This is a genomic window from Pseudolysinimonas kribbensis (genome assembly GCF_039531715.1).
In the GTDB taxonomy this organism is placed as follows: domain Bacteria; phylum Actinomycetota; class Actinomycetes; order Actinomycetales; family Microbacteriaceae; genus Pseudolysinimonas; species Pseudolysinimonas kribbensis.
Genome location: NZ_BAAAQO010000003.1, coordinates 523715 through 538740 on the forward strand (window position 1 = coordinate 523715; position 15026 = coordinate 538740).

The 15026-nt window shown below is 62.7% G+C and carries 22 protein-coding genes; 4 read left to right on the plus strand and 18 right to left on the minus strand.

The features are described from left to right. The first annotated feature begins 7 nt into the window (after positions 1-7). Complete coding sequence (locus ABD285_RS09110) at positions 8-304, plus strand: YciI family protein (protein WP_344202090.1); 297 nt, start codon at positions 8-10, stop codon at positions 302-304. Between the two features lie 13 nt (positions 305-317). On the opposite strand, the gene ABD285_RS09115 is transcribed toward ABD285_RS09110, so the two are convergent. After that, positions 318-707: a hypothetical protein gene (locus ABD285_RS09115; protein WP_284252776.1), complete on the minus strand. Its 390-nt coding sequence runs from the start codon at positions 705-707 to the stop codon at positions 318-320. 240 nt (positions 708-947) lie between these two features. Between ABD285_RS09115 and ABD285_RS09120 the strand changes: the two genes are divergently transcribed. Both ABD285_RS09120 and ABD285_RS09125 read left to right on the plus strand, forming a co-directional pair. Beyond that, positions 948-1868: a hypothetical protein gene (locus ABD285_RS09120; protein WP_284252774.1), complete on the plus strand. Its 921-nt coding sequence runs from the start codon at positions 948-950 to the stop codon at positions 1866-1868. Then, entirely contained in the window at positions 1861-2364 is a 504-nt protein-coding gene (locus ABD285_RS09125; protein ID WP_284252772.1) for a hypothetical protein, read from the plus strand. The genes ABD285_RS09120 and ABD285_RS09125 overlap by 8 nt, the downstream gene beginning before the upstream one ends. A 132-nt stretch (positions 2365-2496) precedes the next feature. Here the strand turns inward: ABD285_RS09125 and ABD285_RS09130 are convergent, their stop codons facing one another. Continuing rightward, positions 2497-2733: a hypothetical protein gene (locus tag ABD285_RS09130; RefSeq protein WP_344202095.1), complete on the minus strand. Its 237-nt coding sequence runs from the start codon at positions 2731-2733 to the stop codon at positions 2497-2499. Between the two features lie 50 nt (positions 2734-2783). On the opposite strand from ABD285_RS09130, the gene ABD285_RS09135 reads away from it, so the two are divergent. Further along, entirely contained in the window at positions 2784-3278 is a 495-nt protein-coding gene (locus tag ABD285_RS09135) for a hypothetical protein (RefSeq protein ID WP_284252768.1), read from the plus strand. A gap of 411 nt (positions 3279-3689) precedes the next feature. Here ABD285_RS09135 and ABD285_RS09140 read toward each other — a convergent pair whose 3' ends face one another. The 16 genes from ABD285_RS09140 to ABD285_RS09205 all read right to left on the minus strand — a co-directional run bounded on the left by ABD285_RS09140 (position 3690) and on the right by ABD285_RS09205 (position 14952). Further along, positions 3690-3938, minus strand: coding sequence for a hypothetical protein (locus ABD285_RS09140; RefSeq protein WP_284252766.1), 249 nt, complete (start codon positions 3936-3938; stop codon positions 3690-3692). Then, positions 3935-4579 (minus strand): tail fiber domain-containing protein, encoded by a 645-nt coding sequence (locus tag ABD285_RS09145; protein ID WP_284252764.1) that lies wholly within the window; start codon positions 4577-4579, stop codon positions 3935-3937. The genes ABD285_RS09140 and ABD285_RS09145 overlap by 4 nt, the downstream gene beginning before the upstream one ends. 37 nt (positions 4580-4616) lie before the next feature. Continuing rightward, complete coding sequence (locus ABD285_RS09150) at positions 4617-7256, minus strand: phage tail tape measure protein (protein ID WP_284252762.1); 2640 nt, start codon at positions 7254-7256, stop codon at positions 4617-4619. A gap of 97 nt (positions 7257-7353) precedes the next feature. Beyond that, the gene (locus tag ABD285_RS09155; protein WP_284252760.1) at positions 7354-7659 is read right to left on the minus strand and encodes a hypothetical protein; all 306 of its coding nucleotides are present in this window, start codon (positions 7657-7659) and stop codon (positions 7354-7356) included. Between the two features lie 288 nt (positions 7660-7947). Next, complete coding sequence (locus tag ABD285_RS09160; protein ID WP_284252758.1) at positions 7948-8322, minus strand: P27 family phage terminase small subunit; 375 nt, start codon at positions 8320-8322, stop codon at positions 7948-7950. A 128-nt stretch (positions 8323-8450) separates the two neighbouring features. After that, complete coding sequence (locus ABD285_RS16995; protein ID WP_425564992.1) at positions 8451-8606, minus strand: HNH endonuclease; 156 nt, start codon at positions 8604-8606, stop codon at positions 8451-8453. Between the two features lie 91 nt (positions 8607-8697). Continuing rightward, positions 8698-9567 (minus strand): hypothetical protein, encoded by an 870-nt coding sequence (locus ABD285_RS09165; protein WP_284252756.1) that lies wholly within the window; start codon positions 9565-9567, stop codon positions 8698-8700. An 11-nt stretch (positions 9568-9578) separates the two neighbouring features. Continuing rightward, on the minus strand, positions 9579-9986 hold the full coding sequence (locus ABD285_RS09170) for an excisionase family DNA-binding protein (RefSeq protein WP_284252754.1): 408 nt from the start codon (positions 9984-9986) through the stop codon (positions 9579-9581). 130 nt (positions 9987-10116) lie between these two features. Continuing rightward, positions 10117-10296, minus strand: coding sequence for a WhiB family transcriptional regulator (locus ABD285_RS17000; RefSeq protein ID WP_425565014.1), 180 nt, complete (start codon positions 10294-10296; stop codon positions 10117-10119). 38 nt (positions 10297-10334) lie between these two features. Then, positions 10335-11366 carry an AAA family ATPase gene (locus tag ABD285_RS09175; RefSeq protein ID WP_284252752.1) on the minus strand — a complete coding sequence of 344 codons (1032 nt, stop codon included), beginning with the start codon at positions 11364-11366 and terminating at the stop codon, positions 10335-10337. Next, positions 11363-11710, minus strand: a complete 348-nt coding sequence (locus ABD285_RS09180) for a hypothetical protein (RefSeq protein ID WP_284252750.1) — start codon at positions 11708-11710, stop codon at positions 11363-11365. Before ABD285_RS09180 ends, ABD285_RS09175 begins: the two co-directional genes overlap by 4 nt. 17 nt (positions 11711-11727) lie before the next feature. Continuing rightward, on the minus strand, positions 11728-11976 hold the full coding sequence (locus ABD285_RS09185) for a hypothetical protein (RefSeq protein ID WP_284252748.1): 249 nt from the start codon (positions 11974-11976) through the stop codon (positions 11728-11730). 101 nt (positions 11977-12077) lie between these two features. After that, the gene (locus ABD285_RS09190; RefSeq protein ID WP_284252746.1) at positions 12078-12278 is read right to left on the minus strand and encodes a hypothetical protein; all 201 of its coding nucleotides are present in this window, start codon (positions 12276-12278) and stop codon (positions 12078-12080) included. Between the two features lie 126 nt (positions 12279-12404). Then, a complete protein-coding gene (locus tag ABD285_RS09195) occupies positions 12405-12857 on the minus strand; it encodes a hypothetical protein (protein WP_284252744.1) in 453 nt (150 codons plus the stop codon). A gap of 4 nt (positions 12858-12861) precedes the next feature. Beyond that, positions 12862-13500, minus strand: a complete 639-nt coding sequence (locus ABD285_RS09200; RefSeq protein ID WP_284252742.1) for a hypothetical protein — start codon at positions 13498-13500, stop codon at positions 12862-12864. A 60-nt stretch (positions 13501-13560) separates the two neighbouring features. Then, entirely contained in the window at positions 13561-14952 is a 1392-nt protein-coding gene (locus ABD285_RS09205) for a recombinase family protein (RefSeq protein WP_344202108.1), read from the minus strand. Positions 14953-15026: the final 74 nt, after the last annotated feature.

Sequence of the window (15026 nt, forward strand, 5' to 3'; positions counted from 1 at the left end):
CTCGCCCATGGCGTCGTTCATCTTCATCTACCGCGCGGGCCCCGATCCGGTGCCCGCCGACCGCGTCGCGGAGAACCGGGCTGCGTGGCGCGCCTGGAACGAGGCCCTCGGCGAGGACTACGGCATCCGGACCGCGGGGGGCCGGCTCGTGACGGCGGGCGGCGTCGGCGATTCGGATGGCGTGGTGCGCGGTGCCTCGATGGTGCGGTTCGACTCCCTCGAGGCCGCGGTCGAGGCGGCCAAGGGGAGCCCGAATCTCGCGTTCGGCGGAAGCGTCGAGGTGCTCGAGGAGCTCCAGCGCTAGGCGCAGCGGGCCGCTAGGCCGGCGACACCAGGAGCGCGAAGCCGACGAGCGTGGCACCGCTGGCGAACAGCACGATGCCGGCGCGGATGCAGTACTGCTTCTGCTTGTGGGCCTGCACGAGCGGGAAGCCGAGCGTCGGGCATCCGGCCCAGATCAGGGATGCCGTGCCGACCGCGGCGGCGACGATTCCGGCCCAGAACATCGTCGCCCCCCACACCGGGAGGTCGGTCGGGCGCCATCCGGAGGCCAGCAGGGGGCCCAGTCCCACCGCCGGCACGAGGAGCGCCGCGGCCAACCAGATCGTCCCGGTGCGGATGATGCGCTCGGTCTCGGCGGCCGGTGATTCCATCGGCTCGATCGCGATATCCGTGTGGTCGTGCGGGGACTCGATCAGATTGCTCACATGTCAACTATCTCTCCGATTGGTTCCGCCGCCGAACCGTCGGCCCTGTGGACAATGCCGTTCACGGCAGCGTTTCAGCGAGCACGATGGCCCGATGCGCGCGCGACTGATCCGTTTCCTGCGGGACGAGAGGGGCGACGTCCCCGGGTGGGTGCTCATCACGATGATGACGGCAGGACTGTCAACTTGGAATGAAACAGGGCAATGGCGATTCGGATACCAGAAGCCAGTCTCGATTGCATGACCACCGAAAAGACGAATCGCCAGAACAGAATCACGCACGAACTCGTCCAGCTCACCCCAGAGCTCGCCGAAAGGTGGCTCGGGCGGAACCTTGGAAACCGAAACCTCCGACGCCACAAGGTGCTCCAGTACGCCCGCGACATGCGCGAGGGCAACTGGCAGACGTCCGGCCAGGCGATCCAATTCGACTGGGATGGGCGACTCATCGACGGACAGCACCGTTGCGAGGCCGTCATCGAATCCGGCGTCACGATCACCGTCCTTGTCGTGAAGGGTCTCAACCCACAGGCGCGGGGAGTCATCGACACGGGCGCTAAGCGATCGGGTGGGGATGCGCTCCGCTTCGCCGGCTATGCGCAGGACCCAACGCTTCTGGCAGCCGTCGCGCGTCTCGCAGATGCGCGAGAGAACGGCTACCTGCGGACCGCCATGGCAGCCAATGTGCCGTCGCTCTCAAACGCCGACGTTATCGCGTGGGTCGAGAAGAACCCGAGGGTGAGTAGCGCACTCTCAATCGCGCGACGCACCTATCGCGAGATCAACATTCAGCCGTCCGTGTGGACTTACTGCCTCTACGAGATGGGCAAGGTCGACGAGGGTGCCGCGTCCGAGTTCGCGCAATCGATCGCGGACATGCGTCTGGACGGCCGAGGCGATCCGCGACGGGTATTACTCGACATCTTCCACCGAGCAGCGACAGGCCAACGTCGGAAGCCCGACGTAGCCGAAGCGATCTACATCGTCTACCGCGCCTGGAACGCATGGGCACGTGGCCAGCAGTTGACCCAGATCATCCCCGGCAAGGCGGACACAGGCGGCAACGAGATTCCGTCGCTCGAGGCCCCTACCCCTGGGGATAGGAACGGCAGTCGGTCGATGCCAGAATCTGCGCAGTCAGGAAGGAACCCTCATGAATGAAGTAGATCAGGACCGGATGCCTGCAGATGAGACGCCGGTTACTTCTTCACTCGTCGCGGCGCTCACCAACCCATTCGCGATAGTCGCGATAGTGGTCGCGCTTTGCGTCGGGATCGGCGGGACGCTCGCAGTGCAAGGAATTGCCAGCGCAGCCAACCATGGTGCCGAGACATCCGGCGTCCAGCCCGAGAAGCGTTCGCTCTTCGTTCAAGCTCTCAGCAAATGCGGCTTGGGGGCTCATAGCACTGGGATCTCGGTCGGTGACGGCGGTAAGTCGCTTGCTCTCGACAATCAAGGCAACGACGACATCGACGGTCTGAGCATCGACGACGAGCTCTGCGTCCTCAAGGCCCTCAAGGTTCCCGACGCCACTCTTGACGAGATGGAAGCCACTCGCGCTCTCGATGGCCGGCAGAGCGACTCATGGGGTCAGGTGCGGGCGTCGTGGAGCTACCACCCCGACCAGGGTCTCGACGTCATCCTGCAGGCCAAGTAGAGGCATCCCGTGGATGATCTCAGCGACGGCGTAGCGCCGAACTGCCCCTCATGCCTCGAGCCAATGGAGCTCGACGACGGCGCCTGGTCGTGGCGGTGCGCCTGCTGTCAAGAATTCATTCGACCTGGCCAGTTAGGTGGCCCGGTCTAGCAAGTCGCCAAGAAGGCCGTTCTGATACTCCAAGAGGCCTGCGATGTCGTCGAGACGAGAGAGAACGTCCTTGATCGTCGGCTGCGATCCGATCTCGCGCCCGGTGGAACCCGAGCCCCTCGGCGGGTCGAACTCGCCGTTCCTGATCGCGTTGAGGTCCCCAAGAAGGAAGGAGATCTCTTTCAGTTCCTTGAGCATCTCTTGTTGAATATCCGCCATGTTGGGGACATTACCCCGCGACAGTGACTCAGCGGCGCTATTGTCGCGGCATGGCAGAAGCTCCTCGCCAAAGGGCGCTAGCAGATGACCTGAATCGAGCCATCGTCAACGAGAACGACAGCTGGCGCGGAATCTATGACGGAGTCGAGGCACCGGCATGGTACTTGAGGCTCTTGACACAGCTGTTGCTCCTGATCGATGACAACGAGATCAAGTACCTAACGAGCCGTGTCGACTACGGAGAGAGCAGCTTCGAATTTGAACTTCTGGTCTTCACTGAGACCAAGGTCGTTACGGCTCGAGGCAAAGGCACCACCTCCGACGACGTCAACGCTGAGGTGTGGGCTCAAGGGAGGTCTGCCATTTCAAGAGTCTCCATCTCTGGGGGACACGGGCCGTACGTTCACGAGTTGGGCAGCACTTCGTGGCCCGGCAGGGTTGTGATCAAGGTCACCCTTGACGATCAAGAGCTGACCCTGCCTGCTGGCCGAGCACGTTCTGATGCCCTCGTCGGGTTCTTGCCTTCTTTGCTTCGCGGCCTGTGACTCTCGCATGCCTGACTACGAGTACCGCTACGAGACGATCGGCTCGAACATCCGACCCGTGCATACCGCCGACCGTGAGAGGGTGGCCAACGAAGACCTCGCCCGCCTCGCAGCCGTGGGGTGGGAACCGATCAGCGTCACCCGACCGGACGTGTTGTCGTCAATCGGATGCCCGCTCCGCAGGCCGGCGAACTAGTTGCCCAGCTTGTCGAGACCTCCTCCAACGTCCTGCCCGTCGCGACGGCCAGTTCTGCCGATGCGAACGAGATCGCAAGGCAAGCGCCATCCACTAGCTCATCTGCCGTGACAGCCGGGATCATCATCTTGGCCATGTTGTAGAGCTGCGGAAGATCAGGCTCTACCGCCGCGACGGTGGAGATCAGCGCGATTGCTGCTTCATGTGCGCCTTGGTCATGACAGGCGCTCCCGCTCCGCATTCAGGAGGAACAGGACCGCGTTGCCGACCGCGGAGAGTGCCCCGACTAGCTGGGCTGTCGATTGGGCCGCGGCGTGTGCTTCCATCTCGTAGATCGTCTGCGGGTCGTCGGCGAAGCCATGCAGCTTCTCGAATGCGACCAGCCGCTCCGTGAGCTCTGCTTGTACTTCGGCGAAGCCGGCCAGCGCTGCGTGCAACCTCACGAGCTCGTCCTGTGCAGTCATCTGTTCTCCAATGCCTTGAGTCGTGCCTCGTGATCCTGCATGGCTTCATCCAGCAGCTCGGCGTACATGAACGGTATGACCCACATGAGCTGCTGCTGCAACCCAAACGGTTCGCCATCCTCATAGTCGACGAGCTGGGTGAAGCCGGCCGCGTCGAGATCTTCGGCCATCGCACCGATCCAGAGATAGGCGTCGTCGGGGTGCTGCTCAACGGCCTCCCGGTAGCGGAAGTAGTAGACGTGGATCGCTCGAAGTACCTCAAGGGTGGTGGACGCGCGCGTGATGTCCTGCTTGAAGCGGCGCGATGACGTGAGGAACCCGAGCTGCTTCGACGTGTTATTGACGTAGACAGCACGAGACCCGCCGCCTGCCGACGAGAGGTCGTTTGCCTGCACCCCGGCTGAGGTAATGCCGGCCGCCGCCGTCACACGGCCGGAAGTCGATAGACCGATGCCGGTTGGGTCGTCGACCGGCCCCGCCCAGACGACCCCCGAGCTCGCAAGGCCGGCGACCTGGGCTGCGAGGTTGTCGACGAGTTGTTTGAGCTTCTGGACGGTGTTGTATGTCTGTCCGCCGGTGGGTTGCTCGAGGATCTTCACCCTAGCGAAGAGCGCTTTCAGGTCAGCCGCGAACTGGCTCATCGCGTCTGGCTGAATCCTCGGATATCCGTTGCCCATTTCAGAATCCCTTCATCGCGCCGCGCACACGCACGGCGACCGAGTTGCCGGCCATCGCCGCGGCTTGAGCCAGGTCAGTCGGACCGTTGACGCTGATATTCACCGGAACGACCGGCCCCGAAACCTCGGGCGTATGAGCGAGAGGTGCCGAGTAGCGGGGCGCTGAGACGTACCCTCCCGACGAATAGCCCGAGATCGTGCCGCCCGCGTTCATGTACTCGAGCGCCGCACGGTTCGCCGGCTTAGCCGTCGCCCGAGCGTTCGTAACGAACTCACCAGAAGCCGCATGGATGAGCATGTTGTCCCGCGTCGACGGCGGACCGGGCAGAATTCCGCCCGTAGCGCGCGCGACAGTCTTACCCGGCATGCCTACCTTGGCGATGACATCTTTCGTGTTCAACGCCAGCTGAATCAACTGCCGCAGCGCAGCAGACGGCTGCGACGTGTCCGCGATGACCTTGATTTCCTTGTCTGACGGGATCGCCGCGACCTTGTCTGCAATCTCCTGCGCCTGCGCCGCCGTAGCTCCGAAGTCCAAGGCCCGCTGGATGACGTCAGCGCGAGTCTGCTTCAGACGCTTCACGTAGTCGTCCGTGTTGCCATCAAGTTTGAGCTGAGCGTCGGCCGCGTCCTGACCCTTCTTCGCCAGGTCGGCCAAGACTTCTGCGTTCGCAGACCCGGCAGCAGTCGACTCATCCAACGCTGCAGCACCCCGGCCGTGCGCCGCAACGTAGTCGTTCACGGCCTTCGTGGAGTCGGCGAGGGCCTTCTGGTAGTCGGCGTTCGCCGACACCGCATCCTGACCGACACCGTTCGCCTTGTTGATGGTGTCGGTGAGTTGCGTGATCTGATCGTCAAGCGACGCGACCTGATTCGCGGCGTCCAGATACGCAGACGCGGCATCCTTAGTACCGTCCGCGTTTTCCTCAGTAGCCTTCTTCAGTTCCTTGCTGTTCGTTACAGCCTGCTTGACGTTGCCCGACTGCTGCCCCAACGCATCCGAAACAGTGTCGATGTCGCGGCCGTATCTGTTGTACGGCGTGCCATCAGACGTCGCTCGGTAATAGTCGAGTTCCTTATTGACCTTCGTCAGCGCGGACGCGTTCCCCAGCGCAGCCGACGTGAGGGTATCGATCCCGATACCGAGCTTCTTCGCTGCGGTGAACGCGCCCGAATCCTGCAAATTCTTCGCAACAATCGCGCGCGTGTTCTTCGTGATCGCCGACGTCTGCTCATTCAGGCTCAACGTAATGTCGTCGATTTGCGCCTGATTCTTGGCCTGCACCTGCGCCCAGAGACCGACGATGGCCACCAGGCCAGTGATTGCGATGCCAGTTGCTGCGCTCATCAGCCCGACCGTTTTCATCGATACGTGGAGGAATTCGAGGGCGTCTTTGAAGTCGGCGAGCTTCGGAATGATTGTGAACACCGCGCCAGCCATGAGCGCGAGCGCCGCGACAACGGCACCAACCGCGAGGACCGTACCCTGCACGCCTGCCGGCAACGCACCGTACGCGCGCACCAGACCCGTGAGGATCTGCACCGAGTCGCGCAGCACGTCGTTCGCGGTCGCACCCGTACGGATCAGGTTCGTCTGGAACGCAGCCCCCAGCTTCGACAGATCCCCATTGAGGTTGTCCATCTTGCCCTTGGCCTGCTGCGCAGCGAACCCCGAATCGTTGACCTCGTCAGTCCACTTCTGGATACCCTTCTGCCCCTCCGCATACAGCACATTCGCGCCGTTGATCGCGCGGCTGCCGAAGATCGTCGCCTCAGCACTGTTCCGCTGCGCATCCGTCAAACCGCCCAGCTTGTCCTGCAACTGACCGGCCAGCCCCGCCAGACCAACGAACTTGCCCGACGCGTTGTACACGTTGATGCCGTACTGCTTCATCAAATCCGATGCCTCGGCAGACGGGTTCGCCAACTTCAGAAGCGCCTGCCGCAGATCCGTACCAGCGGTCTCGCCAATCAGACCCGCATTAGCGAACGCCGAAAGCGTCCCGATCGTCTCATCCAGCGACACACCGAACTGCGACGCGACCAGACCGCCGGACTTCAGCGCCTCACCCAGATCCTGAACTCCACCGAGGGCCTTATCCGCGCCGGCCGTCAACAGGTCAGCGACGTGCGGAACGTCGGAGCCCTTCAACTTGAACTGCGTCAACGCGATAGTCGCGATCTCCGTCGCATCCGCCACATCGATCTGACCCGCCGCCGCAAGCTGCAACGCGCCCTGCAGCGCGCCGCCCATGATGTCCTTCACGGACACGCCAGCCTTGACGAGCTCGATCTCCGCATCCGCCGCCTGCGACGCGCTAATACCGATGCTCTGACCCAACGTCAACGCCGCTTCGGACAGCTTCGCCATGTCGTCGCTGGTCGCGTGGGACAGGGTCTTCACCTGAGACATCTGCGCGTCGAAATCGGCGAACGACTTGATCGCCACCGCAACACCAGCAGCGACAGCCGTCCCAAACAGCAGCAACGAATGACCGAGCGACGTCATCGCCTGCCCCTGCTGTGCGAGCTTCTGCGAGGCCGTTGCCGTCGCCGACGTCGCCTTTCGCGCCTGCTCCATGCCGGCGAGGTAGTTGGAAACTGTTGCGGTGAGACGTATCGTCTCGACTCTTTCCGCCATTTTGCGGGCCTCTGTTCAGTTGTGTATTCAGTTATAGCCGGACGAAGCCGGGCAACAAAAAAGCCGCCCCGAAGGACGGCAAACTCCTACTACTCGACTACACCGACAAGTCCAAAAGCTCTACACGCAACTGCTCCACCAATACGGCGCGCTGCTCATCCGAAAACTCCAATGACACCCGATCCATCAACTTCACAATCAGCAACGACATCGACGGAATCGGCCCCATGGGATCCGCCAATACGTCCGAAAACGTCTGCTTCGACATCGCCGCATCCTCAGTCAAGACCGCCAACCAAAAACGCAACGCACGCGCCTGTGTCTCCATAGCGCCCTTGATGAACTCCGTCAGATCATTACCCGACAAATCAGTCAACCAATCCGTCATCTCATCCAACTCCATTTCTCATCGTGGCTATTTGGGCGACCGAATCTCGGGACGCCCGCCTCGCGCAGCTTGTTCCAATCCGGACTCTTGTAGGGCGTGCCGTACGTCTTGAACCAGCCTTGTGAAATCGCGAACGCATCACACGCGGCCTCAAACCGAGTCGCCGGCCCCATCGACAAGTCCTTCGGCGTAGATAGGCCATGAAGACGCAGCCACTCGCTCGTCGCCCTCAACGAGTCCCACACAAGGTCTGAGCGATCTAGCAGCTCAAACGGCACCGTTCCGTTCTCCTCTGGCACACGCTTACGCAGCACCCTGAACAGCCTTCCTCGACCGCCATGACGCCTGAGCAGCCCGCTTCGCCGACGCCTGACGGGCAGAGAGCACCGCACCTACCTCCTCGGCGTCAAGGTTGAGCTGAGCAAGCAGACGCGCAAAAGACGTCTGCTGCTGCCGCAACTCAGGCACCGCAGGATGCACCACCGTCTGGCCCCGCGAACCCGTCACCGTCTCCCCATCGCGAGCCACAGCAGCGGCCAGACCATCGATCACATCCAGCGTCCGACACGTCTCGAGCACCAACTCACGATCGTGAACGTCGCCCTCCAAGTCGCTCATGATCGAGCTCCAGAGACCGCGACCACGAGCCTTCAACACCTCAGGGATGTCATCTGACATTCGAATGCTCCTTCCAGTCGCATGTAAAACCAGGGTCTCCGCATCGCCGCACCCGTTAGAGCCCTCCCCGGCGGTACCCGAGCTGAATCGCGCGAAGGCTCCCTCCCCACCCTTGGTCGAACATGTGTTCACCAGGTGAGGCTTGCTCCTCGAGACGAGTTGCAGGACAGGTGCGCGGTAGCGAGGTTGCTTGGGTCATCGGTTCCACCCATCGACCGCGGAAGCAGATGATCTACCGTCGCGGCGAGCTTGTTTGGAACCTTGAGCGATGGGTCGATCGTCAACTCGCATAGCCAGCATTGCCATCCATCGCGCTCGAAGATCTCGTAGCGACGAATGGAATGGCGCTTGTTCTTGTATGCAGCGTGGGCGCGATCATCGCGCGTAGTCGACGCTGGTCGGGTTCACGTAGCCGGATGCGGCGCCTGGCCGAGAGTCGAGGCTGCGTGCAGCGAGGCCGCTGTCGGCGAGCAGCGAACGGACGGTTCGTGCGTCCTGAGCGACGATGAGCTGGAGTCGCTGCGCCTGCTTGAGGTCGCGGGCAGCAGCAGCAATGACGGGGTCGGCGTCGCGGAGGTTGCCGTAGATAGCGTCCATCCAAGTATCGACGTCCCGGCCTCGACCACTTGCGGCGAGGTAGCTGGGTAGTTCGGTCAGGACCGCGGCCACCTCGTTGATGTCGCCTCGAGAGATCCGCTGGGTGATCGTGAATGCCGTGAGGCTGGGGTCAGCATTGAACTCTGCCTTGAGGCGCTCCCACGCACGACCGATGCGCATCTCGTTGAGGAGCTGCTGGTTTGTGTCTCCAGTGTTGGCAGTGAGCCGGCCGACCGCAGCATCGAACATCTGCTGGGCGGCGTTCGTGAAGGTGTCAGCCTGCTGCACGATCCCGTCTACGTCGGTATCGAGCTCCGCGGCTTTGGCTTGGATCTGCTGGGTGGCGTACTGCGCTGTGATCTGGTTCGCGGCTAGTTGGTCTCGAACCTGCGCGAGGGTGACGTTGAACTGAACGATCACGGCATGGAAGTCGTTGTCGATCCTCTGCGCTACGCCGTCGAGAGGGCCGAACGCCCAGCCCTGCTTCAAGGCGCGCTTGCGCACAGCGTCGGCGTAGATCGTGTCACCGTGGAGTACTGCATTCGTGTATTCCCTTAGGGCGGACTTGGCGTCCCCAACCCTGGCTTCAGCACGGTAGCGGGCGTCGTAAGCCTCGATGTTGAGGCCGGCCGTTGCGAGGTTAGACATGGTGCTCCTGTTCAGTTGTTCGCGCGCATGGCGCGGTAGTGCTCGAAGTCCTCGCGGGCGATCAGCAAGGTGTTGGCGGGGGTTCGCGTTGCGCGGAGACGTCCCTTGTCGATGGCTTTCCGGATTGCCCGGTCGCTGACTCCGAGCAGGTTGCCCGCTTGGGTCGTTGACAGCCATGGTGTTGCAGCTTGCTTCAAGTCTGGCGTCGGTTCCGGTGGGTCCGGGGTCGAAGTTCCGAGAGAGGACCGCCAGGCGATGGCGGCCTTGGTTAGCGCCGTGAGTTGCATGTCGATGAACGGGTCTACGCCGCGGTTGTCGAGGCTCCACCGTTCGAGGCCTGCGTACTTGAGGAGCACTGCGGCGGTTCGGCCGTGGAGGATCACGTAGTCGCCGAAGACGTAGGTCTCCGCCGGCCTCATCGGGTCACCCCAGGTGTGTCACGCCATGCGTGGAGTGCGCTCCGTTCGGCTTGCATCCCCATGCAGGCGTAGCAGCGTGGGAGGAGGAGGTGGCCGACGTGCCGGTCGCAGCGGATTCCGTTGTCGCGGATCATGAGCGTCCCCACCTCCTGCCTGCCCAGATGCCACCTCGCGGTCGTGCTGTGCGGGCGTATTCGGCGCATGAGCTGTTGAGCGGGCATTGAGCGCAGAGGCCTCGGACAGTGTCGGGGCGGGTGTCGTCGTCGATGAAGCGTTGGTCGTTGATGCAGAGCGGTTGGAGATCGTCCATTGCCTTGAGGAGTCGCGCGTAGGTGTCGTCTGCTTTGCTCACGCGACCACCTCAAGGCGCGTGTCCGAATCGTCCGAATGTCCGAATGGGATGTCTGTTTCGGACACTCGGACACTTCGGACAGGGGCGTAGAGACCCCGTGAGAGCTTGGTGACGCGGCCGGAGTCATCTGCGCGCCGCAGGTACTTGCCGAGCTCGTCGTTGCCCATGCCGGTGATCGTCGCCAATTCGCGAGGGCGGATCCCCTCAGGGAAGCGCTCGATCGCCGAAATGACATCTGCCATCCGATCGCTGACCCCTGCTGTAACGCGTTGTAGGCGCGCTGCGTCGGCCGACTCCTCGAGCGAGGCCCCATCAAGCGTCCATCGGCCCCGTTCATCCAGGCTCAGGGCATACTCGCCCTCGGCCGCGTCTCGGCTGGTGACCTGCAGCGTCGCCGTCTGGTCGTGGCGATTGCGCTTGAGGACAAGCACGGTGTCGGCGGCTCCAGCGATCCCTTGGGTGCCGGAGACAGCGTCGAGGAAGTCTTCCCCGCCGCTCTTGCGCGTGTGGTGGACGATGAGCAGAGACGACCCGGGAACTTCATCGACGATGCTCTTGAGAGCGCTCAGGGTCGCGTAGTCGTGCGAGTAGGCGTTGCTGTTGCCGGCGGGCGGCATGACGCGGCCGAGGGTGTCCAGGATGACGACTGGATCCAGGCCCGCGTAGTTGGTCACGTAGTCGCGGATCGACTTGATCACTTCGCCTTGCGGGATCTGTGTCGTGAACTCGAGCATGTGGCTGAGGTCGGACGCTCCGAGGCTGCGCAAGCGGGACTGCAGGCGGCGAGCGCCGTCTTCGAGCGCGAAGTATCGGACCGGACGGCGCGGACCGAGCGGGATCGTGCCGAACGCCTCAGCTCCCGTGGAGATTCCGAGCGCGAGGCCGAGCACCATCCACGACTTGCCGATCTTCGGGGTCGACGCGAGGATGCTCAATCCCTCTGGGATCAGGCCGGGTACGACGTACTTCAGCGGGTCGAACTCCTGATTCATGAGCCACTGGGCGTTGAAGGTGGTGGGCGTGTTCACGCGGATGCCTCCGTCCAGAGGCGGTCGGAGATGTGTGCGTAGAAATCGCCGAATCGCTTCCCGGGGTTGTTGGCTACCCAGTACCAGGCGTCGCGTTCGAAGCGGAGGCCGTCGTCAATGTAAGTTGCGCCGGACCTGTAGCCGTCGCTGTGGCCGACGACATAGAAGCCGGCGAGCGCAGGGGTCAGATCGTGGAGGTCAAGCTCGCCACCGACGAGCTTCCAGAGAGCGTCGTCGAGTTGGGTTTCGACGGTCGAACCGACGGGGCATGGGAGAATGGATCGGGTTGTGTTGAAGGCCGTTCGATCGGAAGTCGGGCGGCCTTCTGCCTTGATTGCGGACATGGGTTGTGTCCCTCTGTTCAGTTGTCGTCGTTGTTGAAGCGGCCGTCGGCCCAGTACGGGTCATCGGACCAGCGGACGCCGGGGGCAATGCTCTGTAGGGCGTGAGCGGCGGTGGGATCGGCGTGACCTTGAACGAAGAGCTCGAAACCGCGCCAAGCAGCGCCCGCGGTGGTATCGATTCGTCGCCCCACGAACGCCTCGAGATATTGGTCGACGGCGTCACGCGCGATCCCGGCGCGGTAGGCGCGACGAATCAGCTTGGACATCTTCGACGGCCTGAACTCGATGTCGGCAGCGGCGAATCGGAGCGAGGCGTATCGGATGAGCTCTTCGACCGTGTCGTGGATCCCGGTCGCTCTTGTGTCGGTCATGCGGCGCCGCGAAGGAGTGTCGCGATGCGGTCGCGCTGTTCGGGAGTGAGCGGGGGAGCGTCGGCTACGACTTTGGTGACGTAGTCCTCGAGGCGTGCCGCCTTCAGGTTTCGGCGGGCGTTGATGAGATCGGGGTCGTCGGGTTGACGATCTCGGGAGAGAGCGGCGACCTTGGCACGCTCGACGGTCCAGGACACGGAAAAGCCTCCGTAGCAATGAGCAAATTGCCCTCTGCTAGGAGGCTTGTGATGAGCACCGGGGAGCCAACCTTGATGGTCCAACGCCGAGTGCTTCCGACTTTAGCACCTATGTTCGATAGATCGCTAGCCGCCGCCGACGAAATGTGTCAGTTCGACTTCGCGAATGCCGAGCCCGACCAGAGCCGCAAACCGGTTGGTGTATTTGTCCGTCTGCGCGACGATTGAGCGGCGACCGCACTCCGGGCATGCAAGCACCCAGCGAATGCGAAAGTCCTCTGAATAGAACGTCATTGGGTCGCCCTCTGCATCGGAGTGAGATACCCATTCAGCACCCTTGAGGTATTGGGTCGTCACGCCGGAGATCGGCACCGTGGTCTCCTCGGCGGGGTCGTGGTAGGCGCTAGTTGAGATGAACCAGTGCAGTTCCTCGTTGCGGATCTCCGGCAAGAACGTGGCGATGCGCCACTTCTTGTGAGGGTCGGCATGGCCGCCCTTGCAATAGACGGAGACGTAGTCGTCGCTCCGTGCCGTAGCTGGCGACGGCGAGACGTTCTTCCAGTTCTTCTTGCGACTCACGAGGCTAGAGCACCAGCTCTTCGTTGTTCAGTTCGCGTGCACGACTTGCAATGTCGAGCAGAGCGAAAGCGAGCTCCTCGACGTTCTCTATCGGGTTGTCGCGCATGCCTGCTCGGAGGCCGTAGTCGGGCACCCACTGGCCGTCGCGTCTAATCAATCTGCATCGGAAAGCTGGCGTGCTTCGGTCGCATGCGACATGTGCCTCGCACTTGTCGAGATTGCGACGGTCTTCGTTGTGCCAGCCAAGGAATGTGTCGCATCCCTCGACTCTGCAACGCACGACTCGGCGCTTCGAGGTGAGTACGGCGACCTCGATCGGATCGTCGCTGGTCATCACCTCAGCCGTGCTCATGCCGAGGTCAAGGTCGGTCCCGTCGCGGTGAAGGCGAGCCCAGTCGATCATCTTTCTAAGGTCGGCCTTTGGCAGCTCTCGTCGGGGTCGTACGACAATCCGCAACGTCGCTGGTTCGAGGTAGATACCGCCGACCGTTCGTTCCGCCAGAGCCTCGTCGGCGGCGCCATCTTCGGGGAATGATTCTTCAACCGGTCGTTGATCGTCGGATCGGCTCCAGATTTCCCATAGAGCGAATGGCGCCCCGGGCTCTCCCGCGCGCACTTCACGCTTCTCTTCCACCGCAATCATCGGTTCGACTCCTCTCAGATGTCCCTCAACGGGCGAACGGAACGCGGCTCAGTTCTTCAATCACGACTCACGCTCGCGTCTCCATTCGATCTGAACATCTGCCGGATCGAAGACCCGGGTGTTCTTCTGTCTAGCCACTGCCACGGTCATCAACGTGTCGATCGTGGCTCGACGCTTCGACAACGAAAGGCCGCCCCACACGGCCCGAACGTCACTGGCTGCGAGGAGTTCATCCAGACCGCTCGAGTCGTCCGCCTCGGCGATGCTCTTCTCCACCGCATTGAGCTGGTCCGTCAGTTTCCGAGACTCCGTTCTCACCGCTGCAAGGGACAGAAGACCCTCCGAGAGTGCCGCCGCCAGATCGTCCCGCCGGCGCCTGAGGTCATCGGCGCGTTCATGCAGGGGGGCCACCTCGACCTTGGGCTTCAGCAGACGGGATGCGTCGGGCTGGCTCAGCCGCGCGACGAGGACTTCCTCGACGAGCTCATCCACCCGAGTCTGATCTCGCTGCACGCACCATTTGCTTGAGCATGCGTAGACGACCCTCCGGGCGCGACTGGGACCGCGAACGTAGTCGGGCCGTGCCATCAATCGACCCCCGCAAACGCCACAGAGAGCGAGGCCCGAGAGGAGGTACTTGGTGCGGTTCGACCAGCTATCAGGCTTGCGGCGTTGGCGCTTGCTGGCCTTGAACGCTTCCCACGTCTCGCGTGGGACGATCGGTTCCCAATCGCCGACAGCGACTTCCTCGCCGCGATAGAACCTCAGCCCCGCATAGGCCGGGTTCGAAAGCCGGGCACTTAGGGTGCTGATGCTCCATGGTCGATCGGTCGTGGTTGCGATGTTGCGCTCGTTGAAGTTGTCGACGATGCCGTATAGCGATTCTCCGGCCAGGAACCGGTCGTAAGCCTCGCGAATGATCCCTGCCTCCTCGGCGACGACCTGCACACCGTCCATGGTGCGCTCATAGCCGTAGGGCCGGTTGCTGAATTGCCAAACGCCGTTACGTGCACGCTGAACGTTTGAAGCGGCTTGACGAGCGCCCTTCTGCTCCACCTCGTAACGGGCAACGTGGCCCAGCATCCCTGCTGCCATTCGTCCGGCGGGAGTGGTGAGGTCGATCTCTCCAGCCTTCACCGTGAGGATCTGTAGCGCGTGCTTCTCGGCGACCTCGACCAGGTCGACCAGGTCGCGAACCCTGCGATAGAGGCGGTCCGTGTGCCACGTGATGATCGTGTCGATCTCGCCGGCACTGATCAGCGACAGCATCCGCGTGTACTCCGGTCGAATCCCCTTGGAAGCGGAGACGTCGTTGTCGATGAACTCGTGCACGACGCGGATCTTTCGCGAGGTGGCGAGGCGTCGGCATTCGCTGAGTTGGCGCTCGACAGCTTGCCCTTCACCCGTCTTGTCGAGCGATTGCCTGGCGTAGATCGCGGCTGTCATCGGCATGACCCTATTTTACGTCATACCGGCCTCGTGATCCTGATCTGGGGGATCGCCGGGCCCGCGCTGGGGCAGGTGTT

Bases quoted from the DNA above. Each gene is read 5' to 3' on its own strand.
- ABD285_RS09145 (WP_284252764.1), bottom strand. From the start codon at position 4,579: ATGAGCCAGTTCGCGGCTGACCTGAAAGCGCTCTTCGCTAGGGTGAAG.
- ABD285_RS09135 (WP_284252768.1), top strand. From the start codon at position 2,784: ATGGCAGAAGCTCCTCGCCAAAGGGCGCTAGCAGATGACCTGAATCGA.
- ABD285_RS09140 (WP_284252766.1), bottom strand. From the start codon at position 3,938: ATGACTGCACAGGACGAGCTCGTGAGGTTGCACGCAGCGCTGGCCGGC.
- ABD285_RS09205 (WP_344202108.1), bottom strand. From the start codon at position 14,952: ATGCCGATGACAGCCGCGATCTACGCCAGGCAATCGCTCGACAAGACG.
- ABD285_RS09110 (WP_344202090.1), top strand. From the start codon at position 8: ATGGCGTCGTTCATCTTCATCTACCGCGCGGGCCCCGATCCGGTGCCC.
- ABD285_RS09120 (WP_284252774.1), top strand. From the start codon at position 948: ATGACCACCGAAAAGACGAATCGCCAGAACAGAATCACGCACGAACTC.
- ABD285_RS09185 (WP_284252748.1), bottom strand. From the start codon at position 11,976: ATGTCCAAGCTGATTCGTCGCGCCTACCGCGCCGGGATCGCGCGTGAC.
- ABD285_RS09165 (WP_284252756.1), bottom strand. From the start codon at position 9,567: ATGTCTAACCTCGCAACGGCCGGCCTCAACATCGAGGCTTACGACGCC.
- ABD285_RS09170 (WP_284252754.1), bottom strand. From the start codon at position 9,986: ATGAGGCCGGCGGAGACCTACGTCTTCGGCGACTACGTGATCCTCCAC.
- ABD285_RS09155 (WP_284252760.1), bottom strand. From the start codon at position 7,659: ATGGAGTTGGATGAGATGACGGATTGGTTGACTGATTTGTCGGGTAAT.
- ABD285_RS09130 (WP_344202095.1), bottom strand. From the start codon at position 2,733: ATGGCGGATATTCAACAAGAGATGCTCAAGGAACTGAAAGAGATCTCC.
- ABD285_RS09200 (WP_284252742.1), bottom strand. From the start codon at position 13,500: ATGATTGCGGTGGAAGAGAAGCGTGAAGTGCGCGCGGGAGAGCCCGGG.
- ABD285_RS09180 (WP_284252750.1), bottom strand. From the start codon at position 11,710: ATGTCCGCAATCAAGGCAGAAGGCCGCCCGACTTCCGATCGAACGGCC.
- ABD285_RS09160 (WP_284252758.1), bottom strand. From the start codon at position 8,322: ATGTCAGATGACATCCCTGAGGTGTTGAAGGCTCGTGGTCGCGGTCTC.
- ABD285_RS17000 (WP_425565014.1), bottom strand. From the start codon at position 10,296: ATGGACGATCTCCAACCGCTCTGCATCAACGACCAACGCTTCATCGAC.
- ABD285_RS09125 (WP_284252772.1), top strand. From the start codon at position 1,861: ATGAATGAAGTAGATCAGGACCGGATGCCTGCAGATGAGACGCCGGTT.
- ABD285_RS09150 (WP_284252762.1), bottom strand. From the start codon at position 7,256: ATGGCGGAAAGAGTCGAGACGATACGTCTCACCGCAACAGTTTCCAAC.